Here is a 13,833-nt window from a genome sequence, read left to right as displayed (position 1 = left end):
ACACAACCTTGGAGGTGGATTCGTATTAGCAAAGACATGTATGTAAACGAAGGTATTCGTGCGCGTGAACTTCGTCTAATCGATCATAATGGTGATCAGCTAGGAGTTAAATCTCGAAACGAAGCGTTAGAAATTGCCGCTCGTGTAAACTTGGATCTTGTCCTTGTGGCCCCTCAAGCTAAGCCACCAGTCGCACGTATTATGGACTATGGTAAGTTTAAGTTTGAACAGCAAAAGAAAGATCGTGAAGTTCGTAAAAATCAAAAAATCATTAATATTAAGGAAGTTCGTTTAAGTCCAACAATTGATGAACATGATTTTCAAACGAAACTACGTAATGCAATCAAATTCCTAGAAAAAGGCGATAAAGTAAAATGTTCGCTTCGTTTCAAAGGACGTGCCATTACACATAAAGAGATTGGTCAACGTGTACTAGATCGCTTTGCTGAAGCTTGTGCCGAAGTCGCAACGGTTGAACAAAAACCGAAGATGGAAGGCCGCAGCATGTTCTTAGTTCTTCAACCAAAGAACGAGAAAAAGTAATATTGACGAATAGTTTAGGAGGAAATTCGAAATGCCAAAAATGAAAACTCACCGTGGCGCTGCGAAGCGTTTCAAAAAAACGGGCAAAGGAAAATTGAAATTTGACCGTGCTTACGGAAGCCACTTATTCGCTAACAAATCTACAAAAGCAAAACGTCACCTACGTAAAGCGAAAGTTGCAACATCTGGTGATTTCAAACGTATTAAATCTTTATTAACTTACATGAAATAATTTATGAAAATAAAATTGTACGGTTTTTTATAATTAAACATTCGGAAGAATTAGCAGGAGGTAATTAGTATGCCACGCGTAAAAGGCGGAACAGTAACGCGCAAGCGTCGTAAAAAGGTATTAAAATTAGCTAAAGGTTATTTTGGTTCAAAACATACTTTATATAAAGTTGCTAACCAAGCAGTAATGAAATCAGGTCAATATGCATACCGTGACCGTCGTCAGAAAAAACGTGATTTCCGTAAATTATGGATCACTCGTATCAACGCTGCTGCTCGCATCAACGGTCTTTCTTATAGCCGTTTAATGCACGGTTTAAAAGTAGCTGGTATCGAAGTTAACCGTAAAATGTTAGCTGAATTAGCTGTAAACGATGCAGCTGCATTCGCACAATTAGCTGAAGAAGCTAAAAAAGCGGTAGCGAAATAATTAATTCACGGAAGTGAATTAATTATTTCTGCGCCGAAAGCGTAAGCGACAGGCGCAAAATAAATAATTATAATAAAGACTGATAGGATATATCCCTATCAGTCTTTTTAACTATAGGGGGCAGATACATATGTGGATTACACTATTGGCCTTTATGATTGTTGAATCAATTTTCTTGCTTGCTTTGATGGGGATAGACAAATCGCGTGCGAAAAAACATGAATGGAGAATTTCTGAAAAAACGCTATTCACCATTGCTATTTTTGGCGGAGCTTGTGGGGGAGTACTTGGAATGTATTTATTCCGACATAAAACTAGACATAATGCATTTGCATTTGGCTTTCCATTAATTGCAGCCATTCATATTTTTATACTTGTTAAGCTGTACTCATAATTAAAAGAATAAGAGTTAAGAGCTAATACATATTTAATGTATTTAGCTCTTTGTTTATTTATTTATTTATTTATTTATTCATTTTCCTCATTCATAAGCTTTTCAATTGGATTTTTCCAATTTATCTTTGCATTTGGATAGTTTAATAAAATTTCTTTTTCTAAATAGTAAAAATCCTCTTTTGTAAAACCTTGTAGCTGCATCGTATCAAGCACCCACACAAAAATTGAGACGACCTCAAAGGCATTTTCAGTCGTGCCTAAATATTTTTCACCTTCAAATAGGGCACCTTTATATGAAATGAAAAAGTTCTTTCTTACATTTTTTACATCATCATAAAAATAGTACTGTCCTTTTTCATAAGCTTCGTCTAGCTTTCGCTTAGGATCTAAAAGATAACGTATAATTCTATAGAATATGTAAATGACAATAATAAATACGAGCACTCGAATAAGAAGAGCCATGAAAGTTCCCCCTTGTAAATACGTTGTACTTTCATTTACGATTAGAAGGGAAAAGAAGTTTCATTTTTATATGAAAATGAGGGATAATTTATGGAATTTAAAGAACTTTTTACGATGCAACAAGCCCTTGACGCCTTTATAGAGAATAATCGTGATATTCAGAGAGACGTTTTTATTGAAAAAGGACTAGCACTAACAATTGAATTGGCAGAACTAGCAAATGAAACAAGATGCTTTAAATATTGGAGTTCCAAAGGTCCTTCAGAAAGAGAAGTCATTTTAGAGGAATTTGTGGATTCGATTCATTTCTTGCTTTCATTAGGAAATGAAAAGGGATTTACCCTTGATATATGGCCGGAAATTCAAGAAAAAGTAGACTTAACAAAATGGTTTTTACGTACACAGGAATCTATTTTATCATTTATCCAAGCGCCTTCAAGTGAAAGCTATGAAATCGTTTGGCAGCAATATGGCGTTTTAGCATACAATTTAGGTTTTTCCTTAAATGATATTATCGAAGCATACATAGCGAAAAATGAAAAAAATTATGAACGTCAACGAACTGGGTATTAACATTAAAATTTGCAGTATACTTAAATATCTGATGGATTCTTTTTTTGGGAGGATAACAAATGACGAAATTAGATGAAACATTAACAATGTTTAAAGAGTTAACAGATGCGAACGGTATCGCAGGAAATGAACGTGCACCACGTGAAGTGATGAAAAAATATATTTCTCCTTATGCAGATGAAATTGAAATGGATGGTTTAGGAAGCTTAATCGCCAAAAAAACTGGGGACGAAAATGGTCCGAAAATTATGATCGCTGGCCACCTTGATGAAATCGGATTTATGGTGACTCAAATTGATGAAAAGGGATTTGTTAAATTCCAAACAGTCGGTGGTTGGTGGAGTCATGTAATGCTTTCCCAACGTGTGACAATCACGACTCGTAAGGGAGAAGAAATCATAGGAGTCATTGGTTCAAAGCCCCCTCATATTTTACCAGCAGATGCACGTAAGAAAGTAATGGAGATGAAAGACTTATTTATCGATATTGGTGCATCTTCAAAGGATGAAGTGGAAGAGTGGGGCATCCGTCCGGGCGATATGATTACGCCTTATTTTGAATTCAATGTTATGAAAAATGAAAAAATGCTTCTTGCAAAAGCTTGGGATAACCGAATTGGTTGTGCCATTGCAATCGATGTTTTAAAAGCATTGAAGAAGGAGAAACATCCGAATGTTGTTTATGGGGTAGGTAATGTGCAAGAAGAAGTTGGCTTGCGTGGAGCAAAAACTTCTACATTTAAAATTCAACCTGATATCGGTTTTGCTGTAGATGTTGGTGTAGCAGGTGATACACCTGGTATTACTCCAAAAGAATCAACATCAAAAATTGGAGACGGCCCGCAAATCATCATTTATGATGCATCAATGGTTTCTCATAAAGGTCTTCGCGATTTAGTAATTGATGTTGCCGAAGAAAAAAATATTCCTTATCAGTTTGATGCAATGGCTGGTGGTGGGACAGATGCTGGCTCAATGCATTTAACGGGTAGCGGAGTACCAACATTATCAATTGGTATCGCAACACGCTATATCCACTCCCACGCAGGAATATTACACCGTGATGATTACGATAACACAGTGAAATTAATCGTAGAAGTCGTAAAACGATTAGATCGGGAAACAGTAGATAAGATTACGTTTGGATAATCGCTTATAAAACCTTCTAACTAAAGAAAGTTAGAAGGTTTTTTATATTTAAATGAAAAGCACCTTCTAAGAGGTGCCTAAGTATTTTTAAAACGAAACATCTGGATACTTATTCTTCAATAATTCCATCCAAATTTTTTCAGAGGTTAACTTTTCAAGTGTTTCAGAATGATTCCCTGTTTTGATTTCTTGCAAAATAGTTTTTGACAATTCACTTACAACACTATTCTCGTCGATAAATTGATTTAACACTGATAGGAAACCTGAAGTATAGACATTGTTTTCTTTTATTTTATAAGTATCTGTTCCAGTAAAAAGCTTCAGCATCCCAATCTCATAATAGGATTTCACTAATTCATAGTCTTGAAAATGTTCATAGTCTTCATTTGTTAAAAGGGTTTCTAATTTCACTAACGACTTAGCCATTTCTTCTGGTGAGTACAAAAAATCTCCAGCATAAAAATAAGGCTGCATTGATAAAACTTCAAAATAACTTAAAGCAGACGGAGAAAACTTTTCGGTAAACAACGCTTCATATGCTTCGAAGTTATATTGATAAACAGCCCCTCTTTTATTTGTTGATAAAAAGAAACCTTGGTCATTTAATAACGGCTCTTTTCCTTGCAAGCTATTTGTTGTGAGAAGTTCGTTATAAAGAGAAGAAAGCTGCATTACTTTATCCCCATATTCCTGTAAAAACGCTTGTTCTTCTTGTAACGATAGTTTTTCCCGATCTTTTATATCCTCTAGCATCTTTTTTGGTGATTGAATCGCAGTCATGATGTCCTGTTCCGTATCTTGTAATTTCTCCGGAGATATTTTATTATGCTCTACTAAATCTAAACTATAATTTAATGTTGTATAAGCAAATTGGATATATTGAAGAGTTTTTATTTGTTCATTTGTTAAACCTAATTCATTGGAAGCTTGAGTAATAGTATCATCAATTCTTTCCTTCATTTGCTGTGCCCAAATGACAGTATTCAAATCTTCAGATTCTTCGTTTTCAGTTGAACTCATTTCTGTATCTTGTAAACTTGAATTTAAATTTGGATTGTTGATAATCCAAAGTGTACTAACTGTTCCTAAAAAAATAAAAGTAACAAATACAAGTGCAGGAACTGGTAAAATGAATTTTTTCTTCGCTTTTTTCCCTTCAATTTTAATAGTAGAAAGCTGACCTACGATTTCATTTCGATCTGATTGCAATGGAAGCTTTTCATAACTTTGTTTTAAACGATGCAATCGCTTTTCCAAATCCTTTGTCATAAATTCCCCTCCAAAATGCTTTTTAATTTTTTCTTTGCTCGTAATAAACGAAGCTTCACGTTCGGCATTGAAATATGTAAAACCTTAGCAATTTCTTTGTATGTAAGCTCGTGAAAATAAAATAGTACAATCGGAATTTTATAATTGTCATCAAGTTGGATAATGGCTTGATGTAAATCCTCATCAAAATCTAAGTTAAATTTTTCATAAAGCTGTTGGGCTGCTTCTTTTTGATAATGAGCTATTTTAGTATGCATTGTTTGTTGTTTTCTGTAATCATCTCGTACAACATTTAAAGTCACTTGATAGAGCCAAGTTGTAAATTTTCCACCTTCATACTGATGTAAAAAACGATACAACTTTATGCAAACCTCTTGCGTCACATCGTCAATATGATGAAAAGGTACACCGCATTGAAAAGCAAATCGCTCAATGGTAGGGATATATTGTGCAATTAGATCCTCAAATGCACTTAAATCCCCTGACTTTGCCTGTTGAATGAGTTGTTCTGTATCAATCATAGAGTGCTCCCTTCTAATTGCTATAAATGGAACGAAAGAATTTTAATAAATGTTACATCAAGGGATAAAAAGTTTTCTTTTATTTTTTATAGATAAAGATTAAGATTAACCATATTTAGTTTAGAGAGTAGATTATGGTATATTGTATCAAAAGGTGAAAGGAGTTGTTTTTATGAAAAACAAGATGAACAAGGAGATTGTAATCATTAGGGAGGTATGTGCTAAATAAAGCATATTTGCATAAAACCTCCCAAAGGTAATGATTACTTTAGGAGGCAATAAAATTGAACATTAATATGCAGAATCTTGGACTCACAGAACGATTTATACAGGAGTCTAATAACTATGAAAATTTTTATATAGGTAGAGTAACCTCTCAATATAAAAATGGATATAAAGTGATGACGGAGAAGGGCGAAATGACTGCAAAAATATCAGGTAAATTTCGTCACAATTTAATCGGTCCTTCTGAATATCCTGCTGTCGGTGATTTTGTGATGGTTGATCGGATAGATAGCTTACAGGGCGAAGGTATAATACATCATGTATTGACACGAAAGAGTGTGTTTGTACGAAAGGTAGCGGGTAATAAAAACGATACACAAGTAGTTGCGGCAAATATTGATACAGTTTTCATATGTATGTCACTTAACAATGACTTTAATCTTCGAAGGTTAGAACGATATGTTTCAATCGCTTGGGATAGTGGTGCGGTACCTGTTATTGTTCTTACTAAATCAGATTTATGTTCAGACATAGAATATAAACTAAATGAAGTATCCTCTATTTCATTTGGTGTGGACGTACTTGTAACAACTAGTATGTCTGATGATGGATATCAATCGATAAAAAAATATCTTTCTAATGGCAAGACAGTTGCATTCATTGGATCGTCGGGTGTTGGAAAATCCACTTTAATCAATAGACTTCTTGGTCATCGTGTATTAGAAACGAACGATACTCGTAATGATGATAAAGGGAGGCATACAACGACAAGACGTGAACTATTCATGATTCCTGAATTAGGTGTTGTCATTGACACTCCTGGTATGAGAGAAATAGGGGTGATTAGTGCTAATTTATCAAAGGCATTTTCTGATATTGACGAACTAGCCTCTCAATGTCGATTTAACGATTGCACTCACGGTATGGAGCCAAACTGCGCAGTACAAAAAGCTATACAGGATGGAATTATTAAGGAAGAAAGATTAGAAAGCTATCTGAAACTGAAAAAAGAAACAAAGTATGACGGTTTAAATTCAAAAATGATTGAAAAAGAAAAAATCAATGAGATGTTTGGTGGAAAGGGCGGCATGAAAAACGCTCGGAAATTCATCAAAGAGCAAAAAAAGAAAAAGGGCAGATAATATCAAGAGAATCGGTTCAAATCGAGCCGGTTCTTTTTTATAAAGTAAAAACGAGGTATAGTTAAATAAAGCAGGCTAACGACAAAAGAAATAGGTGACATTACAAAATGAAAAAATGGATTGAGTCATGTATATTTCTACCTACATATTTAAATGAAAAGAAGTTAATGCGTCATCTTTCTGGAAAAACGATTTTAATTACAGGGGCAAGCTCTGGAATAGGAGCGCAAGTGATTTATCAGCTTGCCGATGTTCATTGTCATCTAATATTAGTTGCAAGAAACGAGGAACGACTTTCCGCAATAAAAAATGAAATTGAAAGTAAGGCCTCTGCAACAGTTAACATATATAAAGCAGATCTTCGTAATGAGGAACAGATGGGAGCCTTTTTAGATTTTCTACATTCATTTCCAAAGGGGATTGATATAGTCGTAAACAATGCGGGGCTCTCTATTAACCGATCCATCTTTGAATCTCTTGATAGATTTCATGATTTCTCACGAACAATGGCGATTAATTACTTTGCCCCAGTACAATTGTTGCTTTCTATGATTCCTGCACTTCGGAGTAAGCATGGCCAAATCATCAATGTTTCATCTGTTAATGTTCGTCTTGCCCCAGTACCTTATTTTTCAGCTTATCAGGCTTCAAAGTCTGCATATGATGTATTTTTAAGATCTGTAGCACCTGAGTTAAGGAGAAGTGGAGTTGTTGTTTCAAGCATTTATCTACCATTAGTCAGAACCCCTATGATTGAACCAACATCGGCTTATAAAAAAGTTCCTGCGATGTCACCTCAACATGCTGCTAAAATAATATGCAAAAATATGTATACGAAAAAGAAAAAGTATCAGCCATGGTGGTTATTATTTGGGCAGATAGCATCAATTTTTATGGAGAGTTTTCGTGATTTTACAAAGCGAGATAAGCGGGGGAGTCTATGAAAATAGTTAATCTTTTTTACGTATTGTATAAAGTGAAATTACTGTCACCTGTCGCTATATTTCATTTAACTGCTTCTATAATGAAATGTGGCATCAATTTAATGACTTTATTACACTTTGCGCAGAAGAAATATTCAGACCAAATTGCCCTCGTTGATGATAATGAAGTATTAACATATAAACAATTATTTGAACAATCTAATGGGATTGCAAAAACTCTGATTGATAAATTAAATCTTCAAGAGAATCAAAAGGTTGCTATTATGTGTAAAAACCACGCAATTCTTGTGAAATCAATTTTTGCCCTTTCTAGATTAGGTGTAAATATTTATTTCGTTAGTACTGAAATAAGTGCTACTCAATTAGGTCGTATCGTTAGGCGGAATTCATTTGATCTATTCATTTACGATGTTGAATTAAGTTCAATTATTGATGAATCGGAATTTACAGGGAATAAATTATTAAGCTATCATGATGAATTGCCAGCGATAAATCAATTTCTTTATTTTGATTCTCCAGAAAAAATGTATCTTCCTAGAAGAAACCAAAGTAAGCTTGTACTTTCAACAAGTGGTACAACAGGTGAATCGAAGCAAGCAGAACATAGACCGTCACTATTTAATTATTTAAATCCATTTGCTGCTTTTATACAAAGACTAAATATCTTGAACTATAAAACTGGCTATATCGCTACTCCCATTTATCATGGGTATGGAATTGCTGTACTACTTTTATTCATTCCTTTAGGAAAGAAAATGGTGATTAGTAGAGGCTTTAATGCTCAAACAGCTTGTCAATTAATCGAAAAACATCAGGTGGATATTGTCACAGTTGTTCCTACAATGCTTCAGAGAATGCTACATACAGATAAAAATGCATTAAAAACTCTATCTTGTATTGCTTCAGGTGGTGCGAAGTTGAATCCGAAACTAATTGAAGAAACTTTTCATAGTTTAGGCGAGGTACTTTATAATTTGTACGGAACAACTGAAGTTGGATTGAATTTTATAGCAACCCCGCGTGATTTAAAATATTCCTCATCAACGGTCGGTAAAATGATAGAAGGTACTCGTTTAAAGGTATTGGATGATAATATGAATGAAGTAAACGTAGGAGAAATCGGTCAGTTTTGTATACAAAATGCTTGGTCGATAGGGAATGAGAAGGGAAAATGGCGTAAAACTGGGGATTTAGGCTATTGCGATCAATTGGGTTATTATTTTTTATGTGGGCGAGTGGATGATATGATCATTTCTGGTGGAATTAATGTATATCCAGTTGAAATGGAACAAGTAATAATGGAACATCCTGAAATCGAGGAAGTGGCTGTTATAGGAGTACAGGATGAACAATTTGACCAAAGATTAAGGGCGTATGTAGTTAGAAAGAGAAATTCGAATCTTTCTGTAGAAGAATTAGTTGAATGGCTACGTCCAAAAGTTGCAAGATACCAACTCCCTAAGGAAATCAAATTTCTAAACGAAATGCCCTACACACCATTAGGGAAACTCGATAAAAAGCAGTTTAAGTAGCTGGAATCATAAATGAAGCAAGTAGAGAAAATTGATACTTTTCTCTACTTGCTTTTTTAGTGAAAATGAATAATAGACAAAATCGGTCGGATAATAGACAAACAGGGGCTGATAATAGACAAAGCCGAGTAGATAATAGACAAAGGGGAAAAGCGTGATCGGATAATAGACAAACCCGCTAGGATAATAGACAAACAGGGGCAGATAATAGACAAAGCCGAGTAGATAATAGACGAAGGAGAAAAGCGTGATCGGATAATAGACAAACCCGCTAGGATAATAGACAAACAGGGGCAGATAATAGACAAAGCCGAGTAGATAATAGACGAAGGAGGAAAGCGTAATCGGATAATAGACAAACCCGCTAGGATAATAGACAAACATGGGCTGATAATAGACAAAGCCGAGTGGATAATAGACGAAGGAGAAAAGCGTGATCGGATAATAGACAAACCCGCTAGGATAATAGACAAACATGGGCAGATAATAGACAAAGCTGAGTGGATAATAGACAAAGGGGAAAAGCGTGATCGGATAATAGACAAACCCGCTAGGATAATAGACAAACATGGGCAGATAATAGACAAAGCCGAGTAGATAATAGACGAAGGAGGAAAGCGTAATCGGATAATAGACAAACCCGCTAGGATAATAGACAAACATGGGCTGATAATAGACAAAGCCGAGTGGATAATAGACGAAGGAGAAAAGCGTGATCGGATAATAGACAAACCCGCTAGGATAATAGACAAACATGGGCAGATAATAGACAAAGCTGAGTGGATAATAGACAAAGGGGAAAAGCGTGATCGGATAATAGACAAACCCGCTAGGATAATAGACAAACAGGGGCAGATAATAGACAAAGCCGAGTAGATAATAGACGAAGGAGGAAAGCGTGATCGGATAATAGACAAACCCGCTAGGATAATAGACAAACAGGGGCTGATAATAGACAAAGCCGAGTAGATAATAGACGAAGGAGGAAAGCGTAATCGGATAATAGACAAACCCGCTAGGATAATAGACAAACAGGGGCTGATAATAGACAAAGCCGAGTGGATAATAGACAAAGGGGAAGGTGTGATTGGATAATAGACACCAAGTCTACACATCGCTTAAATCACCCAGAATCTAGATATCCTCAAACGTGTAAGCTCCAAATCTATCATAAAACCGTTTTTGTATAAAAATAAAAATGCATACAAATAGAAAGAATATTTATTACTTAATACAAATTAATATTCGAAAAAAATATCATATGTACAACTTTCCTTTGGTTAAAATGAATAAACATTTAATTTTATCCACTCTAATTAATCATAAAAATTCACTTGATTTAATAAATATACATATGTATAATGAATTACATCATCAGAAATAAGGGAGCGGAATGCTACATGAAATTGTTAGAAGAGGTGCAGCTTAAATTGGTGTCTAGTTTAAAGGGCAAGGATTTATTGACGCTGCTTGATTATACAAGTGAAGAAGTACATGACTTAGTTAAATTAGCTACTCAGTTAAAAACGATTACGAAAGCAGGCAAATGTCCTAAATTATTAGAGGGCAAAACGCTAGGAATGATTTTCGAAAAGCATTCAACACGTACTCGTATTTCATTTGAAGTAGGGATGAATCAACTAGGCGGAAAAGCAATGTTTATGCATTCTCGTGACATGCAAATCGGACGTGGTGAACCAATTTCTGATACAGGGAAAGTTTTATCTGGTTATTTAGATGCCATTATGATTCGTGCAAACTCACATGAAATGGTAAAAGAATTAGCAGATAACGCGTCAATTCCAGTAATCAATGGATTAACGGACCTTTATCATCCTTGCCAAGCATTAGCAGATCTTGAAACAATCTATGAAAATAAAGGCACTTTGAAAGGATTAAAGATTGCTTACGTTGGAGATGGCAATAACGTAGCCCATTCTTTAGTTGTAGCTGCAGCTCATGTAGGGATGAATGTAGCAGTAGCAACACCACCTGGATATGAGTGTGATACTGAAATTATTGCAAAAGCAAAAAATATTGCTCAAGCCAATGGTAGTCAAGTAACTGTAACATATGATCCAATTGAAGCTGTTTCAGGGGCAGATGCAGTATATGCAGATGTTTGGACTTCAATGGGGCAAGAAGAAGAGTCGGCAAAACGACTAGTAGATTTTAAAGACTATCAAATTAATGATGATTTAGTTGCTCACGCGAAATCTGATTACATGTTCCTGCACTGTTTACCAGCCCATCGTGAAGAAGAAGTTGCTAGCTCAGTTATTGATGGGCCAAACTCCTATATTTTTGAGCAAGCTGAAAACAGATTACATGCTCAAAAGGCAGTATTAGCGTCAGTTCTTTCATAAAAAGAAATAAAACAGTAAAAATATACGGGTTGTGTATTTTTACTAGTTCAGTTAAATCTTAAATCAATTTGTGGGGGACTCGCCGCAATTGATTTAAAGTGATAATGAATGCGATGTTGATTTCTAGGTGGAAAAACGCATCGCTACATAAGTAAAGGCAATCTGGGAGACGCTGGATTGCCTTTTAATTTTTGTCTGCCATAAAAGCTAAAAAAGTGGGTAATCTAATACCCACTTCATGAATTATCAATCTATAAAAATCTTTCCAGGATTCATAATATTGTTTGGATCTAATGTTACTTTTATTGCTTTCATAACTTGAAGAGCAGCCCCGTGTTCTTTCTGTTGATATTTTGATTTTCCAATACCAACTCCATGTTCCCCAGTACATGTTCCGCCTTGAGATAAGGCAAATTCCACGAGGTTTTCATTAAATTTAGTAGCACGGGCAACCTCGTCTTCTGAATTTGTATCGAACATTACCATTGCGTGGAAGTTACCATCGCCAACGTGACCTATAACGCCACCTTCAAGTCCAGTTTCCTCAATCTGTGTTCGCGCAAAACGAATTGCAGCAGCAAGCTTAGAAATGGGCACACAAACGTCCGTTGTCATCATTTTTCTTCCCGGATATCCATGGGTATAAGCATATGCGATATGGTGACGGACTTCCCACAATTTATTTCGCGAAGCTGTATCTGTTTCAAATGAAATGCTCAGACAGCCAAATTCCTCAAAGATTTCTTTTGTATAGGCAACATCTTCTTCCATCCCAGATTGATTGCCATGGAATTCTAAGAAAATGGTTGGTTTTTCCTCGTAATTTGTTTCCTTATAAATATTCGCCTGGCGAACAGAAAATGCATCAACTAATTCGACTCGCCCAATTTGAATGCCAGCTTGTCTTAAGACTGTTACAGCATCAATAGCAGCATCGACTGTCTCAAAGACTGCACGTCCTGCCGTTACGAATTCAGGAATTCCATAAACTTGAATGGTGATTTCAGTAAAGCAGCCTAATGTGCCTTCAGAACCAACGAATAACCCATTTAAATGATATCCTGATGAAGATTTTACTGCTAAATTTCCTGTATGAATAACAGAACCATCAGCTAATACTACTTCTAGATCACGAACTTGATCTCGCATGACGCCATAGTGTACGGCTGTTGTACCACTTGCATTTGTTGCAACCATTCCACCTATTGATGCGTCCGCACCTGGATCGACAGTAAATTGTAAGCCGTGTTTTTTTAATTCTTTATTTAACTGAAGTCGTGTAACACCAGGCTGTACTTTAACTAGCAAATCCTCAGGACTAATTTCTAATATTTCGTTCATTTGTGAAAAATCAATGGAAATACCCTTGTGCACTGGTATTGAGTTTCCTTCTAAACTCGAACCCGCACCAAATGGAACAATTGGTATAAGGTGTTGACTGGCAAGTTTTACAATAGCTTGCACATCTTCTGTGGAGCGTGGAAATACAACTACATCAGGTAAAATAGGTTTATGGTGTGATTCATCCTTTGCATGTAATTCACGAACCGTTTCATTTGTTGTAACTTGATCTTCTTTTAAAACAGTTAACAGTTCTTCAACAACTGTTGAAACAATATAAGACATGTTGTACACCTCAAACTTTAAATAATATGAAACTACTTTTTATTGTAGTCGAACAGAGTAAAATATGTAAGATGAAATGACAAATAAGTCTATTTTTTCTGAAAATAAAAAACTGACTCTTATTAGGGGTGCTAATGAAAAGAGTCAGTTACTTTTAATTAATTTTTAAAGGCTTGTGATAATTTCTCTGTAAATTGTTCCTGCTCTGTAGCACTTGAACTTTGCCACCATTTTTCTAAGAAGACACCAAGACCTGGTAGTAAATGTTCATCACCACGAGAAATAGCATCTTCTACAGTACTGCGAAAATCAGTTGCACTATCGCCTTTTACATTTTGTGTAATTGCTTCTCGAATTTGAAAATTCATTCAATCGCCTCCTCGAATTGTAGTCTGTTACTATTGAACGAAACTATACATAAAATA

At 35.3% G+C, this 13,833-nt stretch carries 15 protein-coding genes; 10 read left to right on the top strand and 5 right to left on the bottom strand.

Translation table 11 applies throughout. The annotated features are described in order from the left end of the window. Positions 1-36 precede the first annotated feature (36 nt). From infC to CD30_RS06075, 4 genes are all read left to right on the top strand, one after another. On the top strand, positions 37-543 hold the full coding sequence (gene infC / locus CD30_RS06090) for a translation initiation factor IF-3 (RefSeq protein ID WP_036173896.1): 507 nt from the start codon (positions 37-39) through the stop codon (positions 541-543). A gap of 31 nt (positions 544-574) precedes the next feature. Then, positions 575-775 (top strand): 50S ribosomal protein L35, encoded by a 201-nt coding sequence (gene rpmI, locus CD30_RS06085; protein ID WP_036173894.1) that lies wholly within the window; start codon positions 575-577, stop codon positions 773-775. A 69-nt stretch (positions 776-844) separates the two neighbouring features. Beyond that, positions 845-1,204 (top strand): 50S ribosomal protein L20, encoded by a 360-nt coding sequence (gene rplT / locus CD30_RS06080; RefSeq protein WP_036173891.1) that lies wholly within the window; start codon positions 845-847, stop codon positions 1,202-1,204. Positions 1,205-1,334: 130 nt separating this feature from the next. Further along, positions 1,335-1,598 (top strand): DUF1294 domain-containing protein, encoded by a 264-nt coding sequence (locus CD30_RS06075; protein WP_036173888.1) that lies wholly within the window; start codon positions 1,335-1,337, stop codon positions 1,596-1,598. 74 nt (positions 1,599-1,672) lie between these two features. Here CD30_RS06075 and CD30_RS06070 read toward each other — a convergent pair whose 3' ends face one another. After that, entirely contained in the window at positions 1,673-2,062 is a 390-nt protein-coding gene (locus CD30_RS06070; RefSeq protein WP_036173885.1) for a hypothetical protein, read from the bottom strand. Positions 2,063-2,152: 90 nt separating this feature from the next. Between CD30_RS06070 and CD30_RS06065 the strand changes: the two genes are divergently transcribed. After that, positions 2,153-2,635, top strand: coding sequence for a dUTP diphosphatase (locus tag CD30_RS06065; RefSeq protein WP_036173882.1), 483 nt, complete (start codon positions 2,153-2,155; stop codon positions 2,633-2,635). A 59-nt stretch (positions 2,636-2,694) separates the two neighbouring features. Further along, positions 2,695-3,783, top strand: a complete 1,089-nt coding sequence (locus CD30_RS06060) for a M42 family metallopeptidase (RefSeq protein ID WP_036173879.1) — start codon at positions 2,695-2,697, stop codon at positions 3,781-3,783. Positions 3,784-3,870: 87 nt separating this feature from the next. Here CD30_RS06060 and CD30_RS06055 read toward each other — a convergent pair whose 3' ends face one another. Continuing rightward, positions 3,871-5,052: a hypothetical protein gene (locus CD30_RS06055; RefSeq protein ID WP_036173875.1), complete on the bottom strand. Its 1,182-nt coding sequence runs from the start codon at positions 5,050-5,052 to the stop codon at positions 3,871-3,873. Beyond that, the gene (locus tag CD30_RS06050) at positions 5,049-5,573 is read right to left on the bottom strand and encodes an RNA polymerase sigma factor (protein ID WP_036173871.1); all 525 of its coding nucleotides are present in this window, start codon (positions 5,571-5,573) and stop codon (positions 5,049-5,051) included. Before CD30_RS06050 ends, CD30_RS06055 begins: the two co-directional genes overlap by 4 nt. 284 nt (positions 5,574-5,857) lie before the next feature. Here CD30_RS06050 and rsgA point away from each other — a divergent pair, with 284 nt between their 5' ends. The 4 genes from rsgA (at position 5,858) to argF (ending at position 11,782) form a co-directional block, all read left to right on the top strand. Beyond that, complete coding sequence (gene rsgA / locus CD30_RS06045; protein ID WP_235802008.1) at positions 5,858-6,940, top strand: ribosome small subunit-dependent GTPase A; 1,083 nt, start codon at positions 5,858-5,860, stop codon at positions 6,938-6,940. A 107-nt stretch (positions 6,941-7,047) separates the two neighbouring features. After that, a complete protein-coding gene (locus CD30_RS06040; RefSeq protein ID WP_052126065.1) occupies positions 7,048-7,884 on the top strand; it encodes an SDR family NAD(P)-dependent oxidoreductase in 837 nt (278 codons plus the stop codon). Further along, on the top strand, positions 7,881-9,416 hold the full coding sequence (locus tag CD30_RS06035) for an AMP-binding protein (protein ID WP_170933641.1): 1,536 nt from the start codon (positions 7,881-7,883) through the stop codon (positions 9,414-9,416). The genes CD30_RS06040 and CD30_RS06035 overlap by 4 nt, the downstream gene beginning before the upstream one ends. Before the next feature lie 1,400 nt (positions 9,417-10,816). Next, the gene (gene argF, locus CD30_RS06030) at positions 10,817-11,782 is read left to right on the top strand and encodes an ornithine carbamoyltransferase (protein ID WP_036173868.1); all 966 of its coding nucleotides are present in this window, start codon (positions 10,817-10,819) and stop codon (positions 11,780-11,782) included. A 246-nt stretch (positions 11,783-12,028) separates the two neighbouring features. On the opposite strand, the gene CD30_RS06025 is transcribed toward argF, so the two are convergent. Both CD30_RS06025 and sspI read right to left on the bottom strand, forming a co-directional pair. Continuing rightward, positions 12,029-13,408: an FAD-binding oxidoreductase gene (locus CD30_RS06025; protein ID WP_036173865.1), complete on the bottom strand. Its 1,380-nt coding sequence runs from the start codon at positions 13,406-13,408 to the stop codon at positions 12,029-12,031. Positions 13,409-13,566: 158 nt separating this feature from the next. Continuing rightward, complete coding sequence (gene sspI, locus CD30_RS06020; protein ID WP_036173862.1) at positions 13,567-13,776, bottom strand: small acid-soluble spore protein SspI; 210 nt, start codon at positions 13,774-13,776, stop codon at positions 13,567-13,569. Between the last annotated feature and the right edge of the window lie 57 nt (positions 13,777-13,833).

Origin of the sequence: Ureibacillus massiliensis 4400831 = CIP 108448 = CCUG 49529 (assembly GCF_000772965.1) — a bacterium.
Lineage (GTDB): Bacteria > Bacillota > Bacilli > Bacillales_A > Planococcaceae > Ureibacillus > Ureibacillus massiliensis.
The sequence above is the reverse complement of the archived record's forward strand: the minus strand, read 5'-3'. Positions and strand labels throughout refer to the sequence as shown.

Excerpts from the sequence above, each read along its gene's own strand:
- infC (WP_036173896.1), top strand. The coding sequence starts at position 37 with ATGTATGTAAACGAAGGTATTCGTGCGCGTGAACTTCGTCTAATCGAT.
- rpmI (WP_036173894.1), top strand. The coding sequence starts at position 575 with ATGCCAAAAATGAAAACTCACCGTGGCGCTGCGAAGCGTTTCAAAAAA.
- rplT (WP_036173891.1), top strand. The coding sequence starts at position 845 with ATGCCACGCGTAAAAGGCGGAACAGTAACGCGCAAGCGTCGTAAAAAG.
- CD30_RS06075 (WP_036173888.1), top strand. The coding sequence starts at position 1,335 with ATGTGGATTACACTATTGGCCTTTATGATTGTTGAATCAATTTTCTTG.
- CD30_RS06070 (WP_036173885.1), bottom strand. The coding sequence starts at position 2,062 with ATGGCTCTTCTTATTCGAGTGCTCGTATTTATTATTGTCATTTACATA.
- CD30_RS06065 (WP_036173882.1), top strand. The coding sequence starts at position 2,153 with ATGGAATTTAAAGAACTTTTTACGATGCAACAAGCCCTTGACGCCTTT.
- CD30_RS06060 (WP_036173879.1), top strand. The coding sequence starts at position 2,695 with ATGACGAAATTAGATGAAACATTAACAATGTTTAAAGAGTTAACAGAT.
- CD30_RS06055 (WP_036173875.1), bottom strand. The coding sequence starts at position 5,052 with ATGACAAAGGATTTGGAAAAGCGATTGCATCGTTTAAAACAAAGTTAT.
- CD30_RS06050 (WP_036173871.1), bottom strand. The coding sequence starts at position 5,573 with ATGATTGATACAGAACAACTCATTCAACAGGCAAAGTCAGGGGATTTA.
- CD30_RS06040 (WP_052126065.1), top strand. The coding sequence starts at position 7,048 with ATGAAAAAATGGATTGAGTCATGTATATTTCTACCTACATATTTAAAT.
- CD30_RS06035 (WP_170933641.1), top strand. The coding sequence starts at position 7,881 with ATGAAAATAGTTAATCTTTTTTACGTATTGTATAAAGTGAAATTACTG.
- argF (WP_036173868.1), top strand. The coding sequence starts at position 10,817 with ATGAAATTGTTAGAAGAGGTGCAGCTTAAATTGGTGTCTAGTTTAAAG.
- CD30_RS06025 (WP_036173865.1), bottom strand. The coding sequence starts at position 13,408 with ATGTCTTATATTGTTTCAACAGTTGTTGAAGAACTGTTAACTGTTTTA.
- sspI (WP_036173862.1), bottom strand. The coding sequence starts at position 13,776 with ATGAATTTTCAAATTCGAGAAGCAATTACACAAAATGTAAAAGGCGAT.